A 13,802-nucleotide genomic window follows, 5' to 3' on the forward strand; every position below is an offset into this window, starting at 1 on the left:
AGAGGTTACACAGCAGCAATCAGCTGCATGAAACAACGGCGAGTTACCAGCTTAAACTCGACCCGATTCTGTCTGACGGCTGGGGTCCACTTCACAAATTTGAAATCGCTATCGAGCCTCCAGCCGATTTCCACAGCGATAGCGATTCCATCCCGCACTGCTCACCCCTCCGGCTCTTCGTGCGTGACGCAGTGAATCGCGCCGAGGCCCCAGATGAGGTCGCTGCAGTCGATGCCAATGACTTCGCGGTCTGGGAAGCATTGCTGGAGAATATCGATTGCCTGCTGGTCTTGTGAGCAGCGATAGGTGGGAACAAGGACGACGGTGTTGGCGATGTAAAAGTTGGCGTAGCTGGCGGGCAGGCGTTCGCCGTTGTAATACACCGGGTCGGGCATGGGGAGCTTGACGACGGTGAGCGGCTCTTCGTCGAGGCCTGTCATGGTTTTGAGGAGTTCGTAGTTCTCCTGAAGTATCTGGTAGTTCTCGTCTTCGGGGTCGTCCTCGACGGCGATCACGACGGTGTTTTCGTTGACGAAGCGGGCCATGTCATCGACGTGGCCGTCGGTGTCGTCGCCTGCGATGCCGTCGCCGAGCCAGAGCACTTTCCGGATGCCGAGGTAGCGCGAAAGCTGCGCTTCGATCTCCGCTTTGCTCATCGAAGGGTTGCGGTTGGGATTGAGCAGACATGCACTGGTGGTGAGCAGAAGTCCCGCGCCGTTGACGTCGATTGCGCCGCCTTCAAGCACCATACCGGTCGAAATCATCGGCAGCCCCTGAATCTTCGCCACGCGCTCCGGGACGGCGTTGTCGTCGTCGTACGGCTCGTACTTGCCGCCCCAGGCGTTGTACTCCCAGTTCATAATGACCTTGTCACGCTCTTCACCGCGAGTGCGGATGACGTAGTTCGGACCGTGGTCGCGGCACCAGGCGTCGTTGGTCGGAATCCGGTGAAACACGATCCTCTCGGCGTATTTGCCTTCGGGGTCGCGCTCCCTGAGCAGCGTCCGCGCCTCGGCCTCCATCGCGTCGTCGAGCACGTTGATGTTGACCGTCTCGGAGCGGCTGAGCTGAAAAGCCAGTTCGGCGAAGACCGCCGGAACCGGCTCGAACTTGCCGGGCCACGATTCGAGCTTGTGCGGCCACGAAAGCCAGGTCGAGGTATGCGGCGCCCACTCGGGCGGCATGAAGCAGGTCGGTTCGCTCATCGGTGCGTGGTGACTGGAAAGGGTTGGAAGTTCAGTGCCGGGCCGCCGCTTCGATCCTTTCGACGCGCTGCAAGACCGGCGGATGGGAGTAGTTCAGGAACACGTTGAACGGGTGCGGCGTCAGGTTCGAGAGGTTCTGCCGCGAAAGCTTCTTGAGCGCGTCAGCCAAAAGTGCGCCATTTCGATACGTCGTGACGGCGTAGTGGTCTGCCTCGAATTCGTTGCGGCGAGAGAGCATCTGCATCAGAATCGAAATGATGAACTCTACCGGATTGTAGAGCAGCATGAAGAAAAGCAGGCTCGCATAGACCGAGGTTTGCTGCATGTCGAAGGCGTCGAAGAGCATCTGGTTGTTCATAAAGAGCGAGAGCAGGTAAAAGACGACGCCGAGGTTGAGCATACTCAGCACCATCGACATCAGGATGTGCTTCTTCTTGAAGTGGCCGATTTCGTGCGCGAGGACGGCCACCAGCTCGCCGGTCGAGTGGTTCTTGATGAGCGTGTCGAAGAGCGCGATGCGCTTGTTCTTGCCGAATCCGGTGAAAAAGGCGTTGCCCTTCGCCGAGCGCTTGGAGCCGTCCATGACGTAAATTCCGGTGAGCGGAAAGCGCACCTCGGCGGCGTAATCCATGATCGAGCGGCGCAGCTCGCCATCTTCAAGCGGCTCGAACTTGTTGAACATCGGCATGATCCAGGTCGGCGCGACGTATTGCAACAGCAGGCTGAACGCCGTCACGCCGCCCCACGCCCAGAGCCAGCCGAGCGGCCCGGCGCTCTGGAAAAACCAGAGGATCGCCGCCAGCACGGGCGTGCCGATGACGGCGGCAAGCACAAGCGTTTTGACGAGATCGGCGGCGAACACCTTCGGCGTGGTCTGGTTGAAGCCGAATTTCTCTTCGAGCACGAAGGTGTGATAAACACTGAACGGCAGGCCGACGACGCCCTGAAGCAGGAGCAGCGCGCCAACGTAGAGCACGCCGTTGATGACCGGATCGAAGCCCCACGCGCGAACGAGCTGGTCGAGCCAGTTGAAGCCGCCCGCGAACCAGAAGACGAGCAGCAGGGCGAGATCGAAGGTCGAGCTGATGAGCGAAAATTTGGTGTTGGCCCGGAGGTACTCCTGCGAGCGGCGGTAGTCCGCCGGATCATAGACGTCGCGAAACGCCTCGGGAAGCGTCGGCGACGCCGCGCGAAGGTTCATGAGGTCGGCGGCCAGCTTGATGAGCCAGGTGCCGATGAGCGTGAAGAGAATGATTTGGCCGAACAGGTTCATCGTCACAGGGGTTTATTCATCGATCCAGCGCCGGGTTATCTCATCATACGAATCGATCCGCCGGTCGCGCATGAAGGGCCAGTGGGAGCGATAGAAGCCGATCTTCGAGAAATCGCAGTCGGCGTAGAGAATCTCTTCGCCGTTGTGCGCGGCTTCGGCAACCACCTGACCGAAGGGATCGGAGACGAAGCTGTTGCCCCAGAACTCCAGCTCGCCCTCCGTGCCCGCACGGTTGGCCGCGGCCACAAAAACGCCGTTGGCCACGGCGTGACCGAGATGCGAAGTTTTCCACGCCTGTCGCTGGCTCGCGCGAACCTCCTGCGAGGTCTCGGAGGTGGCCCAGCCGATAGCGGTGGGATAGAAGATGATGTCCGCCCCGCGAAGCGCCGTGAGCCGCGCGGCTTCGGGATACCACTGATCCCAGCAGATGAGCACGCCGATAGCGCCGAACTTCGTCTGGAACACCTTGTAGCCGAGATCGCCCGGAATGAAGTAGAACTTTTCGTAAAAGCCGGGATCGTCCGGAATGTGCATCTTGCGGTACTTGCCGAGGTAGCTGCCGTCGGCGTCGATCACCGCCGCCGTGTTGTGGTGCACGCCACGAGCGCGAATCTCGAAGAGCGAGGCCACGATCACCACGCCGAGTTCGGCGGCCAGCTCCTGCAACGCAGCAGTCGAGGGGCCGGGAATCGGCTCGGCGTACCCGAACGGTTCGTACTCCTCGGTCTGGCAGAAGTAGAGCGTGGTGAAGAGCTCCTGCAGGCAGACGATGTTCGCCCCGCCCGACGCAGCTTCACGGATGCGTTTCTCAGCTTTCTGGAGATTCTCCTGCGGACTCTCTACGCAGCTCATCTGCACGAGCGCGACGCAAACCTGATCGGTGTTCATGGACGAAAAATCGAAATGAGTTGCGGAATAACGAGGCCAACCGAGAAAAGCACGCCGTGCACGGTCAGCACCTTGCCGGTACCCGCCAGCACCGCGTTCAGCGCCCGCCCTTCGGAGGCGAACAGCATGCGCACCTGGCCAATAGCGAGCGGCAGGCTCAGGAGGCTCAACAGGCACCACGGCGAGTAACCAGCACTTACGACCAGCCAGAGCGGCACGGCGTAAGCGAGAACGGTCAGCGCAACGTAGAGCGCGCGGGCCGCCGGAGCGCCGATGCGGGCCGGAAGCGTCATCTTGCCGACTTTGCGGTCGGTGGCGATGTCGCGGATGTTGTTGACGAGCAGGATGCAGACCGAGAACGCGCCGGGCGCAGCGGCGGCCACGAGCACCGCCGTCGGCAGCGAGAGCGCCTGCACGTAGTAGGTGCCGCCAACCGCCACGAGGCCGAAAAAGATAAAGACGAACACGTCGCCCAGCCCGGAGTAAGCGATGGGAAACGGTCCGCCGGTGTAGGCCCAGGCGAAGAGCAGCGACAGCACGCCGATCAGAAAAATCGGCCAGCCACCGATGGCCACGAGGTACAAGCCGAGCACGAACACCGAAACGCCGAGGCCGATGGAGACGCGAGTCATCGTCTGCTCGGTGATGATTCCGGCGGCCACCGTGCGCGTCGGGCCGAGCCGTTCGGCGGTGTCGGCGCCTTTGCGGAAGTCGTAAATCTCGTTGATGAAGTTGGTGGCGATCTGGATGCCGAGGGCACAGATGAGCGCCACCAGCGCCGGAAGCGGGCGGAACACGCCGTCAGCCGCCGCGAGCGCCGAACCGATCACCACCGGCATCGCGCCCGCCGGAAGGGTTTTCGGGCGGATCGCCAGCATCCACGCCTGAAACGCCGATGGCTGTGTCGAAGTCGAAACGGCCATAGTAACTTACTCTGCCTTGTTCTCTTCTGCCTGCCTGGCCTCGGCGGCCTTCTTCTCCTTGGCCATCTTGACGCTGCTGAAGACGTTGCGAATCTTCTCGCCCGGCTTGATATAGGAGAGGCTGTGGCGCACGGCCATCGTCGCCTCGCTCAGCCCGGTCTGGATGATCTTGAGCTTGCCGGGATAGTGCGCGATGTCGCCCGCCGCATAGAGGCCATCGACGGAGGTTTTCATATGGGAATCGACCACCAGCGCGTTCTCGCACAGTTCAAGATCCCATCCGGCCAGAGGGCCGAGGTTAGATTTGAAGCCGATCAGAATCAGCAAACGATCGGCCTCGACCGTCCACTCCGAGCCATCGCCGGAGCGCAGATGCACGCGCGTCAACACGCCATTCGACTCCTCGATGCTCGCCACTTCCGTTTCGAGATGCACGTCGATCGTGCCCGCTTCCCTTGCCTCTTCGACCTCGTGGGCGGTCTTGCCATGCCCCTGGAACTCCCTGGCGCGATGCACCAGCGTCACCGACTCGGCGTTTTTCATCAGCCCGACCGTCCAGTCGAGCGCCGAATCGCCGCCACCGACAATCACCACGCGCTTGCCCTTGAAATCCTCGACCGACTTGACCGCGTAATAGACCGAGCTGCCGGTGAGCCGGTCGATGTTACCGAGCTGCGGCAGCTTGCGCGGCTCGAAAGCGCCGAACCCCGCCGCGATGAGCACCGCGCGCGAACGATAGACGTTGCCCGCGTTGGTACGGGTCTCGAAGGCGCCATCGTCGAGCTTGGTGTATTTGGTGACCGCCTCGTTCAGCACCACGTCGGGGTTGTACCGCTCGGCCTGCGCCCAGAGGCTCTCGACCAGATCGATGGCCGGAACTTCCGGAAAGCCCGCCACGTCGTAGATATGCTTTTCGGGATAGAGCGCCGCGAGCTGGCCGCCGAGCTGCGACATACTCTCGACGATGCGGCAACTGATGTTGTTCATGCCGCACTGGAAGGCCGCAAAGATGCCGGTCGGGCCGCCGCCGATGATGGTCAGATCCCGTATATCGTGGTGGTCGGTCGCTGGATTGTGAATATCTAACATGATGAATGCCTTGTTGGGTGTTTGCCCTGACGCCTCAGTTGTCGGACTTTTTCAGGTAGATCATCCCTTCCGGATCGACCATGCCATAGAGAATGGCGACCAGCAGATTCGCTTCGTCAAACTCGTGGATTTCGACATGCACCGCCTCCTGCTTGGCAACCCTGTCGCCCGCATCGTTCTTGAAATAGAACACCGCCCTGACGCCGCCATGCGGAGTCTGGCCGGTGAACAGGTAGGTGCCGTCGCCTTGCTCGTCGAGGGCGCAACCGGCCTGGCTGGACTCGATGGGACAGCTTGCGCACTGGGAATAGAATCCCTCTTCGGATTCTGCGAAATCGCAAACAGGAAATTTCATGACAGTTTCTCTTTTTCTGTTGGCTGCTTTGAATGCGGCTCAATATAAGAAGACTTTGATATATTGCGGCAGATTCAAAGTCATCCGATGTACCGGGCCGGAGTCCGGCCAATAAACAGTATCGCGCACATGTTAGCCAAACGAATCATACCCTGCCTCGACGTCCGCGATGGACGGGTGGTCAAAGGAATCAACTTCGAAGGTCTCCGCGACGCCGGTTCGATTCTCGAACAGGCCCGGTTCTACAACAACGAAATGGCCGACGAACTGGTGTTCCTCGACATCTCCGCATCGCTGGAGTCGAGAAGGACAACTCTCGAAGAGGTGCTGAAAGTTTCAGGCGAGGTGTTCATTCCGCTCACCGTTGGCGGCGGCATCAGCTCGGTCGAGCGGGCGCGCGACGCATTTCTCCACGGCGCGGACAAGGTGTCGGTCAACACGGCGGCGGTCAGCGAGCCGGAGCTGATTTCGCGCATCGCCGAACGGTTCGGCTCGCAGGCGGTGGTGGTGGCGGTTGACGTAAAAAAGGTCGATGGGCGCTACGTCGTGCACACCCACTCCGGCAAAAAGCCGACGGAGTACGAAGCGGTCGAGTGGGCGCACAAGGTGCAAGAGCTTGGCGCGGGGGAGATTTTGCTGACCAGCATGGATCGCGACGGCACCCAGGAGGGCTACGACAACGAAATCCTCAAGATGATCTCGACCACCGTGCACATCCCGGTCATCGCCTCCGGCGGCGCGGGCAACCTCGAACATCTCTACCGGGGCTTCACCGACGGCTGCGCCGACGCAGCGCTCGCAGCCTCGATCTTCCACTTCCGCACCTACTCGATCCGGCAGGCCAAGGAGTACCTGCGCGACAAAGGTATTGTCGTCAGGCTCTGAGCGATCAGGCGCAGACAACCTGACGAAACGCGGTTTCAACCTCAACGTTTGACAAACCGGAGAACGAAGCGCGTCAGGAGCATCGGAACCAGAAACGCCGCAATACCGATACAGTCGGCAAGAAAGTCCGACGCATCGGCACTGCGCCAGGGCAGAAGAGACTGAAGCCACTCGATGAACAGCCCGAAACCCATCAGGAAAAGCACCTTCCACAGCAGAAATTTCGAGGATGGAAATGACAGCTCCGTGAGAGCGGTCAGCGTGAAAAAAGCCGCAGCGTGAAGCACCTTGTCCCCCAAATCCATTCTTGGCGGTGGAATGGGGTGCGGGATGGCCGCTTCGTAAAGAATAAAGCAGATCGCAAAAACGAGCGAAATCCGGGCGATGGAGATGATCCACAAACGGTTGTATTCTCTCGTAATCTTTTCGGACGGGGAAAGGGGTATCATGCTTTTTTCTTTTTGCCGTTCAGCGCTCAGGCAGATGCCATACTCTCGATATCAAACATTGTAACGAAAATACGCTTCATCGAAGAGCGAAAACATCCTGCCGTGAACGCCGCCAGAGCGCTGGAAACGGTTACAGCCCAGACCTTCTTCTCCGAGCTTCCCACCTGCTTGCCGACATCCAAAACATCGTCGATCACCTTGTGAAACTACGACTCGATGTTGGCCTGCGCTTTTTTGAACTCCTTGATACTCTTAGCCCTTTGGATAGTTCCGATATCTTTTGTCCACCAAACAGCACCAGTATGACCGCCAGGATTAGCAACAACTCAGGTCCGCCAACATCCATGAAAAGTACTCCGTTTTGATGAAAAAAAGGCAAATCCATCCCCCGTTCACGCTCGAAAATTCTGCCAGCCAAACCATCGCCTCGCCTGTCGGCTCCGCAGGGACAGGTTTCACGCAACACGGAAGATTGCGGCGGTCATCAGATCCTGCGGCAACCGAATGACAATAGACACCCATAAGGTGGTACGCTAAAGACGGTTGTTTTCTTTCATCTGACGTCACTTTTTTTTCTTGCGCTGCCTCTGCCCCCGTCTCTATGCTGGATCGCTTACCCGTTGACGTCAAATTGATGGCAAGAAATAAATCACAACCAATCAGACGGAGTTTGCCATGCGAACGCGATTCTGGATTTTCCCGTTAATTGCCCTGCTGACGCTGGCGGGGTGCTCTAACTACAGGGTCGTCAGCGACTACGACCGCTCGATGCCTTTCGAGCGCTACAAAACCTACCGCTGGTCGAGCGAGGACAGCGCCGGAATCAGCGACGACATTCTTGCCCGCAACCCCTTTGTTTACAAGCACATAAAATCGGCGGTCGATCGTGAACTGGCTGCCAAAGGCTTCGTGCTGAAAGCCTCCGGCCCGGTCGATTTCACCGTAGCGCTCCATGCGAGAGTCCGCGAGCGGGTGGTGGTCGCGCCGCCGGTGGGCTTCGCCTACAGCCGCGGCTACTACCACCGCTGGGGACGGCACGGCTACACAACCATCTGGTACGACCCGTATCCGTACCCGGCAGTCAGCTACTACGAAGAGGGCACACTCATCATCGACATCATCGACACCCGAAGCGACGACATCGCCTGGAGCGGCATAGCACGAGGCATTCTGAAGGACTACGACACCTCCCTGCAGATGCAGCGCGACATCGACGAAGTGGTTACAAAAATCATGGTCCAATTCCCGCCGCTGGTGAGGTAAACGGTAACGACCTCGATCTTGATAGGGGCAGGTCTCCGCGCCTGCCCTGCCATTTCTCCGATTTGCACCTTGATGGTTCGTTGGATATTTTTCATTTGCTTGAACGAAAATACCTGAAAGGCAAACAGGAATACGATATGACAGCGACCGCCGAAAAAATAATGAACGATGCCCTCAGCTTAACCCCCGCTGAAAGGGCGGAGATGATTGAGCGACTCTTCCAGAGTTTCGACACTCCTCGCAAAGCCGAGATCGATGCCGCGTGGGCCGCTGAATTCGAGTCGAGGCTCGACGCCTGCAAAGAAGGAAAAATCAAGGCTTCGCCGGTCGAAGAGGTAATGGAAAGGATCAACAGGAGATGAAAATTTAGCGGAGAAAATCATGGAACAAGCATTATTGGATCAAGCGTTGGCAATGTCGCCAAATGAACGGGTGGAATTCGCACAACTTATCCTGGCGAGCATTGAACACGAAGACGAAAAAATCAGGGAAAAATGGATAACTGAAGTCAAAGAAAGAATTGATGCTGTAAAGACTGGAAAAGCGAAATTAATCGATTTTGACAGTCTGTATCATGAAGATTAGAATTCATGATCTGGCGGCTCAGGAAATGGATGAGGCCATTGAATGGTATGAACTTCAATCCAAAGGTCTTGGCAAACAATTCAGACAGATTTTCCGGGATCAGGTCAGAAAGTTAGCCAGAAATCCAACCTGGTATTTAAAAGAATCCGATGATATTTATAAGGCATTTATCCCAAGATTTCCCTATAAAATATTGTACACCGCAGAAGAAAATGAACTTGTGATTTGGGCCATCGCAAACATGCATCGAGAACCAAGATATTGGCAAAATCGGTTAAGCTGACAATCTGATCCTATCCCTCCCTCCAACAAAAAGCGGCCCATTACAGGCCGCTTTTCATTTCATATCCCCAAAATCAATCCTCCCACTTCCAGTCCCTCACCTCCGGCATATCTTCGCCGTATTTGGTGATGTACTCTTTGTGCTCGATCAGGCGGTCGCGGACGTATTGTTTGATGTAGGCGGCTTGCGGCCTCAGGCTTTCCACGCGGTTGGCTACGTCGGCGACGAGGTGGAAGCGGTCGAGGTCGTTGATTACCACCATGTCGAATGGCGTAGTCGTGGTACCCTCCTCCTTGTAGCCGCGCACGTGCAGGTTGTTGTGGTTCGTGCGGCGATAGGTCAGGCGGTGGATCAGCCACGGGTAGCCGTGATAGGCAAAGAGAATCGGCTTGTCGCTCGTGAACATGTCGTCGAAATCGCGGTCGTTGAGACCGTGCGGATGCTCCTCTTTCGGCTGCAACGTCATGAGATCGACTACGTTGACCACCCGTATCTTCAGCTCCGGCGCGAGTTTTCGCAGAATCTTCACCGCCGCCAGCGTTTCGAGCGTCGGCACATCGCCCGCGCAGGCCATCACCACGTCCGGCTCACTCCCGGCGTCGTTCGAGGCCCACTCCCAGATGCCGATGCCGCTGGTGCAGTGCCGGACGGCGGCCTCCATGTCGAGCCACTGCCACGCGGGCTGCTTTCCCGCAACGATCACGTTGATGTAGTTGCGCGAGCGCAGGCAGTGATCCGTCACCGAAAGCAGCGTATTGGCGTCCGGCGGCAGATAGACGCGAATCACCTCGGCCTTCTTGTTCACCACGTGGTCGATGAAGCCCGGATCCTGATGCGAAAAGCCGTTGTGATCCTGCCGCCACACGTGCGACGTGAGGAAGTAGTTGAGCGAGGCGATGGGCCGTCGCCACGGAATTTCGCTGTCGGTCACTTTGAGCCACTTGGCGTGCTGGTTGAACATCGAGTCGATGATGTGAATGAACGCCTCGTAGCAGGAGAAAAAGCCGTGGCGACCGGTCAGCAAGTACCCTTCGAGCCACCCCTGGCAGGTGTGCTCCGAGAGAATCTCCATCACGCGGCCTTCTGGTGAAAGATGATCGTCGCTCGGAATCATCTCGGCCATCCAGGTTCGCTGGGTCTCATCGAAGAGGTCGCCGAGGCGGTTCGAGGCGGTCTCGTCCGGCCCGAAGACGCGAAAGTTGGCCATTTTGTCGTTCATCTTCATGACGTCGCGCAGGAAACGAGCCATAGGCTTCGGCGCTTCGGCCTCCACCGCGCCGGGCCTCGGCACGTCGAGCGCGTAGTCGCGGAAATCGGGCATCCGCAACTCCTTGAGGAGCAGGCCGCCGTTGGCGTGGGGAATATCGCCCATGCGCTTTTTGCCCTTCGGCGCGAGCGCCTGCAACTCCGGCAAGAGTACGCCATCTGGCGTAAACAGCTCCTCGGCGCGGTAGCTCTTCAGCCACGACTCCAGAAGCGCCATGTGCTCAGGATTGTCACGCACGGTGCTGAAGGGTACCTGGTGCGAGCGCCAGTTCCCCTCGGCGGGCTTGCCGTCAACCACCTTCGGCCCCGTCCACCCCTTCGGCGAGCGGAAGACGATCATCGGCCACATCGGGCGTTCGGTCACGCCCTCGACCCGCGCCCGGCGCTGGATTTCGGCGATCTCGTCGAAGCAGCGATCCATCGTTTCGGCCATCGCCCGGTGCATCGTTTCGGGATCGTCGCCCTCGACGAAGTACGGTTTGTGGCCGTAGCCAATCATGAGCTTCTCCAGCTCATCGTGCGAAATACGCGCCAGCACGGTCGGGTTGGCGATCTTGTAGCCGTTCAGGTGCAGAATCGGCAGCACCGCCCCGTCGCGCTCCGGGTTCAGGAACTTGTTGCTGTGCCACGCCGTGGCCAGCGGGCCGGTCTCCGCCTCGCCGTCGCCGATGACGCAGGCCGTGACGAGATCGGGATTGTCGAACACCGCGCCGTATGCGTGCGACAGCGCATAGCCAAGCTCGCCCCCCTCGTGGATCGAGCCGGGAGTTTCGGGAGCCACGTGGCTCGGAATGCCGCCGGGAAAGGAGAACTGCCGGAACAGGCGCGTCATGCCCGCCTCGTCGAACGACACGTCGGGGTAGTACTCGCTGTACGTCCCCTCCATCCAGACGTTCGCCACCAGCGCAGGCCCGCCATGGCCCGGCCCGGCGATATAGACAATGTCGCGGTCGCGGTTGCGGATGATGCGGTTCAGGTGCACGTAGAGGAAATTGAGGCCGGGAGTGGTGCCCCAGTGGCCAAGCAGGCGGGGCTTGATATGCTCTTTGGAGAGCGGTTGCTTGAGCAGCGGATTGTCCATCAGGTAGATCTGGCCAACCGAGAGATAGTTGGCCGCCCGCCAGTAAGCGTTCATCAATTCCAGTTCACGTTCAGAAAGCGGGGCTGTCATTTCAGTCATTAATTTTTGTCCTTTGATTTCATTGTTTCAGTCCAGCAATGTGCCGGATCAGCTATTTTTTCCATCATGCGAAGTCCCGATGTCTGCCGGAACTCTTGGCATTTAACTTGTCCATGAAGTTGCCCCTTGTTTCAGCGCGGGGCTATGGTCGATCAAAAAAATTTCCGGGCATCATCCCAGTCTCATCATCTTGAATGAGGGGCGGCGCCCAACCAATCGGAACCGTCCCCCTTTCATCACTCAATGCCAAACCGGTAACCACACCATATCGGCATCACACTAACCACCTTCGAGCACACGTCTTGCCTCTCTGACAATCGTCACCTCTTCGTTGGTCTCAATGACTTTGACGACAATCTTGCCGGTTTCCTGCGAAATCACTCCAGAATGGTTCCGGTTCCTCTCGTGGTCGAGCCGGAGGCCGAGGAAGCTGAGGCCCTCGCAGATGCGCTCGCGAATCTCCGGCGAGTGCAGGCCGATGCCGCCGGTGAAGACGATCATGTCGAGACCGCCGAGCGCCGCCACGAGCGCACCGATGTGCTTGCGCGCCGAGTAGCAGAACAGCTCCACGGCCAGTCGGGCCTGCGGATTGTCCGCTTCAGCTTCGAGCAGATCGCGCATGTCGGCGCTCAGGCCGGAGACGCCCAGCAGGCCGGACTTTTTGTTCACCATGTCCCGAAGCGCATCGGCGTCGAGATGGCCCTCTTGCAACAGGAAAAGCACCACGCCCGGATCGAGATCGCCCGTGCGTGTGCTCATCACCAGGCCGCCTGCGGGCGAAAAGCCCATCGTCGTCTCGACGCTCCGCCCGTCGAGCACCGCCGCCATGCTCGCGCCGTGGCCGAGATGCGCGAGGATGACGCGCCCCTTGCGGGCCAGCGGATCGCTTTCGGCTTGCAGTTGGCTGAGAATGTACTGGTAGGAAAGTCCGTGGAACCCGTAACGCTGCACCCCCTGCTTCCGGAACTCTTCCGGGATGGGGCAAAGCTTCGCCAGCGACGGCATGGTGCTGTGGAAGGCGGTATCGAAACAGGCGACCTGAAAGACGCCCGGCAGCTCGTTGGCCGCGTAGCGGATGGCGTTCAGCGCCTGCGGAAGATGTTCGGGAGCGTAGGGTACGAGTTCGGCGATGGAGGCGAGCAGTTCAGGCGTGACTTTTTCGGGCGCGGTGTGGCGCGGCCCGCCATGCACCACCCGGTGGCCCACCGCGTCGGGCATTCCGGGGCCGTGCCGCTTGATCCACGAAAAGACATGCCGACACGCCGCTGCGTGATCGGGGGCGTCAACCCGCTCGCAATCGATGTACCGCCCCTGCGGATCGGTCACGGAGAAGCGCCCGTCCTTCAGCCCGATGCGGGTCAGCGATCCGGAAAAGAGCAGCTCCTCCTTCTCGCCGCTCTCGTAGAGCGAGAACTTGATGCTCGACGAGCCGGTATTGACGGCGAGAATCGTAATCACAGGCCTGGGCATCATGGCAAAAACTCCTCGAAAAATTGCAGGCGCAAACGGCAAACCGCGCCACCGTCCCTTCAAGTCACGCAAAGATACGCGACAGACAACACTAACCAAGTCGGCAAGTCGTTACGTTCCTGAAAACTCAGGGGGAGGGGAAGGAGGTGGACGCAGTGGCCAAGGTGGACGTGCTTTGCGGTTTTTTATTTGCTCTTTGTGGAGACTTCCTGAACAATCCAAAAAAAAGCCCCTAAAGACCAACTCGTCAGCAACACGCCAATAGGGTACTTATAGATAAAATTATTTTATAGTAAACTTAAATAATCAAGAAATCCGTTTGGATCTCGCGCATCAGCGGCATTAACTTTTAAGCGAACACTCCCATCTCCTCAACATCAAAAAACGCAGTTCCGGCAGTACCCGTAGTATTTGAAGTATCGAAGTAACGTTCGAGTAGTTCAGAGAAGTAGCACAGCTTGAAGCATCGACATATTTTATAAATCCTTTAGATGTGCGAACCAAAGGCGCTTTAGACACCATATTATTTTGATTTGATAAAAAAAATATGAAAAACATAGCATCAAAATTTATCACCATTGTTCGTAACAGTCTAGTGTCATGTCAGAAGAAAAATGACGGAGATTCGTCATCGCGAGGCCCGACCTGTCGGGGCATGGCGATCCATCTTTTGTTGATTTCGCTGCTT

16 protein-coding genes are annotated in these 13,802 nt (G+C 58.4%); 5 read left to right on the forward strand and 11 right to left on the reverse strand.

The window, feature by feature from the left end:
- Positions 1-161: 161 nt before the first annotated feature.
- From EST62_RS10545 to EST62_RS10570, 6 genes are read right to left on the reverse strand one after another with little or no spacing between them, the layout of a single operon-like run.
- A complete protein-coding gene (locus EST62_RS10545) occupies positions 162-1,205 on the reverse strand; it encodes an agmatine/peptidylarginine deiminase (protein ID WP_129052044.1) in 1,044 nt (347 codons plus the stop codon).
- 31 nt (positions 1,206-1,236) lie between these two features.
- The gene (locus EST62_RS10550; protein WP_167599312.1) at positions 1,237-2,478 is read right to left on the reverse strand and encodes a M48 family metallopeptidase; all 1,242 of its coding nucleotides are present in this window, start codon (positions 2,476-2,478) and stop codon (positions 1,237-1,239) included.
- 12 nt (positions 2,479-2,490) lie between these two features.
- Positions 2,491-3,366, reverse strand: a complete 876-nt coding sequence (locus EST62_RS10555; RefSeq protein WP_129052046.1) for a carbon-nitrogen hydrolase — start codon at positions 3,364-3,366, stop codon at positions 2,491-2,493.
- The gene (locus EST62_RS10560; RefSeq protein ID WP_129052047.1) at positions 3,363-4,289 is read right to left on the reverse strand and encodes a 1,4-dihydroxy-2-naphthoate polyprenyltransferase; all 927 of its coding nucleotides are present in this window, start codon (positions 4,287-4,289) and stop codon (positions 3,363-3,365) included. Before EST62_RS10560 ends, EST62_RS10555 begins: the two co-directional genes overlap by 4 nt.
- Positions 4,290-4,295: 6 nt before the next feature.
- Positions 4,296-5,378: an NAD(P)/FAD-dependent oxidoreductase gene (locus tag EST62_RS10565; RefSeq protein ID WP_129052048.1), complete on the reverse strand. Its 1,083-nt coding sequence runs from the start codon at positions 5,376-5,378 to the stop codon at positions 4,296-4,298.
- A gap of 34 nt (positions 5,379-5,412) precedes the next feature.
- A complete protein-coding gene (locus tag EST62_RS10570) occupies positions 5,413-5,733 on the reverse strand; it encodes a hypothetical protein (protein WP_129052049.1) in 321 nt (106 codons plus the stop codon).
- A gap of 129 nt (positions 5,734-5,862) precedes the next feature.
- On the opposite strand from EST62_RS10570, the gene hisF reads away from it, so the two are divergent.
- Complete coding sequence (gene hisF / locus EST62_RS10575) at positions 5,863-6,618, forward strand: imidazole glycerol phosphate synthase subunit HisF (protein ID WP_129052050.1); 756 nt, start codon at positions 5,863-5,865, stop codon at positions 6,616-6,618.
- A 41-nt stretch (positions 6,619-6,659) separates the two neighbouring features.
- Here the strand turns inward: hisF and EST62_RS10580 are convergent, their stop codons facing one another.
- The 3 genes from EST62_RS10580 to EST62_RS13535 are packed head-to-tail and all read right to left on the reverse strand — an operon-like array spanning position 6,660 to position 7,452.
- The gene (locus EST62_RS10580; protein ID WP_167599313.1) at positions 6,660-7,067 is read right to left on the reverse strand and encodes a VanZ family protein; all 408 of its coding nucleotides are present in this window, start codon (positions 7,065-7,067) and stop codon (positions 6,660-6,662) included.
- A gap of 26 nt (positions 7,068-7,093) precedes the next feature.
- Positions 7,094-7,264: a hypothetical protein gene (locus tag EST62_RS13530; RefSeq protein ID WP_167599314.1), complete on the reverse strand. Its 171-nt coding sequence runs from the start codon at positions 7,262-7,264 to the stop codon at positions 7,094-7,096.
- Positions 7,261-7,452 carry a twin-arginine translocase TatA/TatE family subunit gene (locus tag EST62_RS13535; RefSeq protein ID WP_371414694.1) on the reverse strand — a complete coding sequence of 64 codons (192 nt, stop codon included), beginning with the start codon at positions 7,450-7,452 and terminating at the stop codon, positions 7,261-7,263. The genes EST62_RS13530 and EST62_RS13535 overlap by 4 nt, the downstream gene beginning before the upstream one ends.
- A gap of 290 nt (positions 7,453-7,742) precedes the next feature.
- On the opposite strand from EST62_RS13535, the gene EST62_RS10590 reads away from it, so the two are divergent.
- The 4 genes from EST62_RS10590 (at position 7,743) to EST62_RS10605 (ending at position 9,198) form a co-directional block, all read left to right on the forward strand.
- Complete coding sequence (locus tag EST62_RS10590) at positions 7,743-8,330, forward strand: DUF4136 domain-containing protein (protein WP_129052051.1); 588 nt, start codon at positions 7,743-7,745, stop codon at positions 8,328-8,330.
- 62 nt (positions 8,331-8,392) lie between these two features.
- Positions 8,393-8,692, forward strand: coding sequence for an addiction module protein (locus tag EST62_RS10595; RefSeq protein ID WP_245153606.1), 300 nt, complete (start codon positions 8,393-8,395; stop codon positions 8,690-8,692).
- Between the two features lie 19 nt (positions 8,693-8,711).
- Complete coding sequence (locus EST62_RS10600; RefSeq protein ID WP_129052052.1) at positions 8,712-8,915, forward strand: addiction module protein; 204 nt, start codon at positions 8,712-8,714, stop codon at positions 8,913-8,915.
- Complete coding sequence (locus EST62_RS10605; protein ID WP_129052053.1) at positions 8,905-9,198, forward strand: type II toxin-antitoxin system RelE/ParE family toxin; 294 nt, start codon at positions 8,905-8,907, stop codon at positions 9,196-9,198. The genes EST62_RS10600 and EST62_RS10605 overlap by 11 nt, the downstream gene beginning before the upstream one ends.
- 73 nt (positions 9,199-9,271) lie before the next feature.
- On the opposite strand, the gene EST62_RS10610 is transcribed toward EST62_RS10605, so the two are convergent.
- A complete protein-coding gene (locus EST62_RS10610) occupies positions 9,272-11,644 on the reverse strand; it encodes a phosphoketolase (RefSeq protein WP_129052054.1) in 2,373 nt (790 codons plus the stop codon).
- Between the two features lie 279 nt (positions 11,645-11,923).
- On the reverse strand, positions 11,924-13,117 hold the full coding sequence (locus EST62_RS10615; RefSeq protein ID WP_167599315.1) for an acetate/propionate family kinase: 1,194 nt from the start codon (positions 13,115-13,117) through the stop codon (positions 11,924-11,926).
- Positions 13,118-13,802: the final 685 nt, after the last annotated feature.

The organism is Chlorobaculum sp. 24CR, assembly GCF_004118635.1.
Classification (GTDB): domain Bacteria; phylum Bacteroidota; class Chlorobiia; order Chlorobiales; family Chlorobiaceae; genus Chlorobaculum.

Bases quoted from the DNA above. Each gene is read 5' to 3' on its own strand.
- EST62_RS10610 (WP_129052054.1), bottom strand. From the start codon at position 11,644: ATGACTGAAATGACAGCCCCGCTTTCTGAACGTGAACTGGAATTGATG.
- hisF (WP_129052050.1), top strand. From the start codon at position 5,863: ATGTTAGCCAAACGAATCATACCCTGCCTCGACGTCCGCGATGGACGG.
- EST62_RS10605 (WP_129052053.1), top strand. From the start codon at position 8,905: ATGAAGATTAGAATTCATGATCTGGCGGCTCAGGAAATGGATGAGGCC.
- EST62_RS10590 (WP_129052051.1), top strand. From the start codon at position 7,743: ATGCGAACGCGATTCTGGATTTTCCCGTTAATTGCCCTGCTGACGCTG.
- EST62_RS10550 (WP_167599312.1), bottom strand. From the start codon at position 2,478: ATGAACCTGTTCGGCCAAATCATTCTCTTCACGCTCATCGGCACCTGG.
- EST62_RS13535 (WP_371414694.1), bottom strand. From the start codon at position 7,452: ATGGATTTGCCTTTTTTTCATCAAAACGGAGTACTTTTCATGGATGTT.
- EST62_RS10555 (WP_129052046.1), bottom strand. From the start codon at position 3,366: ATGAACACCGATCAGGTTTGCGTCGCGCTCGTGCAGATGAGCTGCGTA.
- EST62_RS10600 (WP_129052052.1), top strand. From the start codon at position 8,712: ATGGAACAAGCATTATTGGATCAAGCGTTGGCAATGTCGCCAAATGAA.
- EST62_RS10570 (WP_129052049.1), bottom strand. From the start codon at position 5,733: ATGAAATTTCCTGTTTGCGATTTCGCAGAATCCGAAGAGGGATTCTAT.
- EST62_RS10560 (WP_129052047.1), bottom strand. From the start codon at position 4,289: ATGGCCGTTTCGACTTCGACACAGCCATCGGCGTTTCAGGCGTGGATG.
- EST62_RS10565 (WP_129052048.1), bottom strand. From the start codon at position 5,378: ATGTTAGATATTCACAATCCAGCGACCGACCACCACGATATACGGGAT.
- EST62_RS10580 (WP_167599313.1), bottom strand. From the start codon at position 7,067: ATGATACCCCTTTCCCCGTCCGAAAAGATTACGAGAGAATACAACCGT.
- EST62_RS10615 (WP_167599315.1), bottom strand. From the start codon at position 13,117: ATGATGCCCAGGCCTGTGATTACGATTCTCGCCGTCAATACCGGCTCG.
- EST62_RS10545 (WP_129052044.1), bottom strand. From the start codon at position 1,205: ATGAGCGAACCGACCTGCTTCATGCCGCCCGAGTGGGCGCCGCATACC.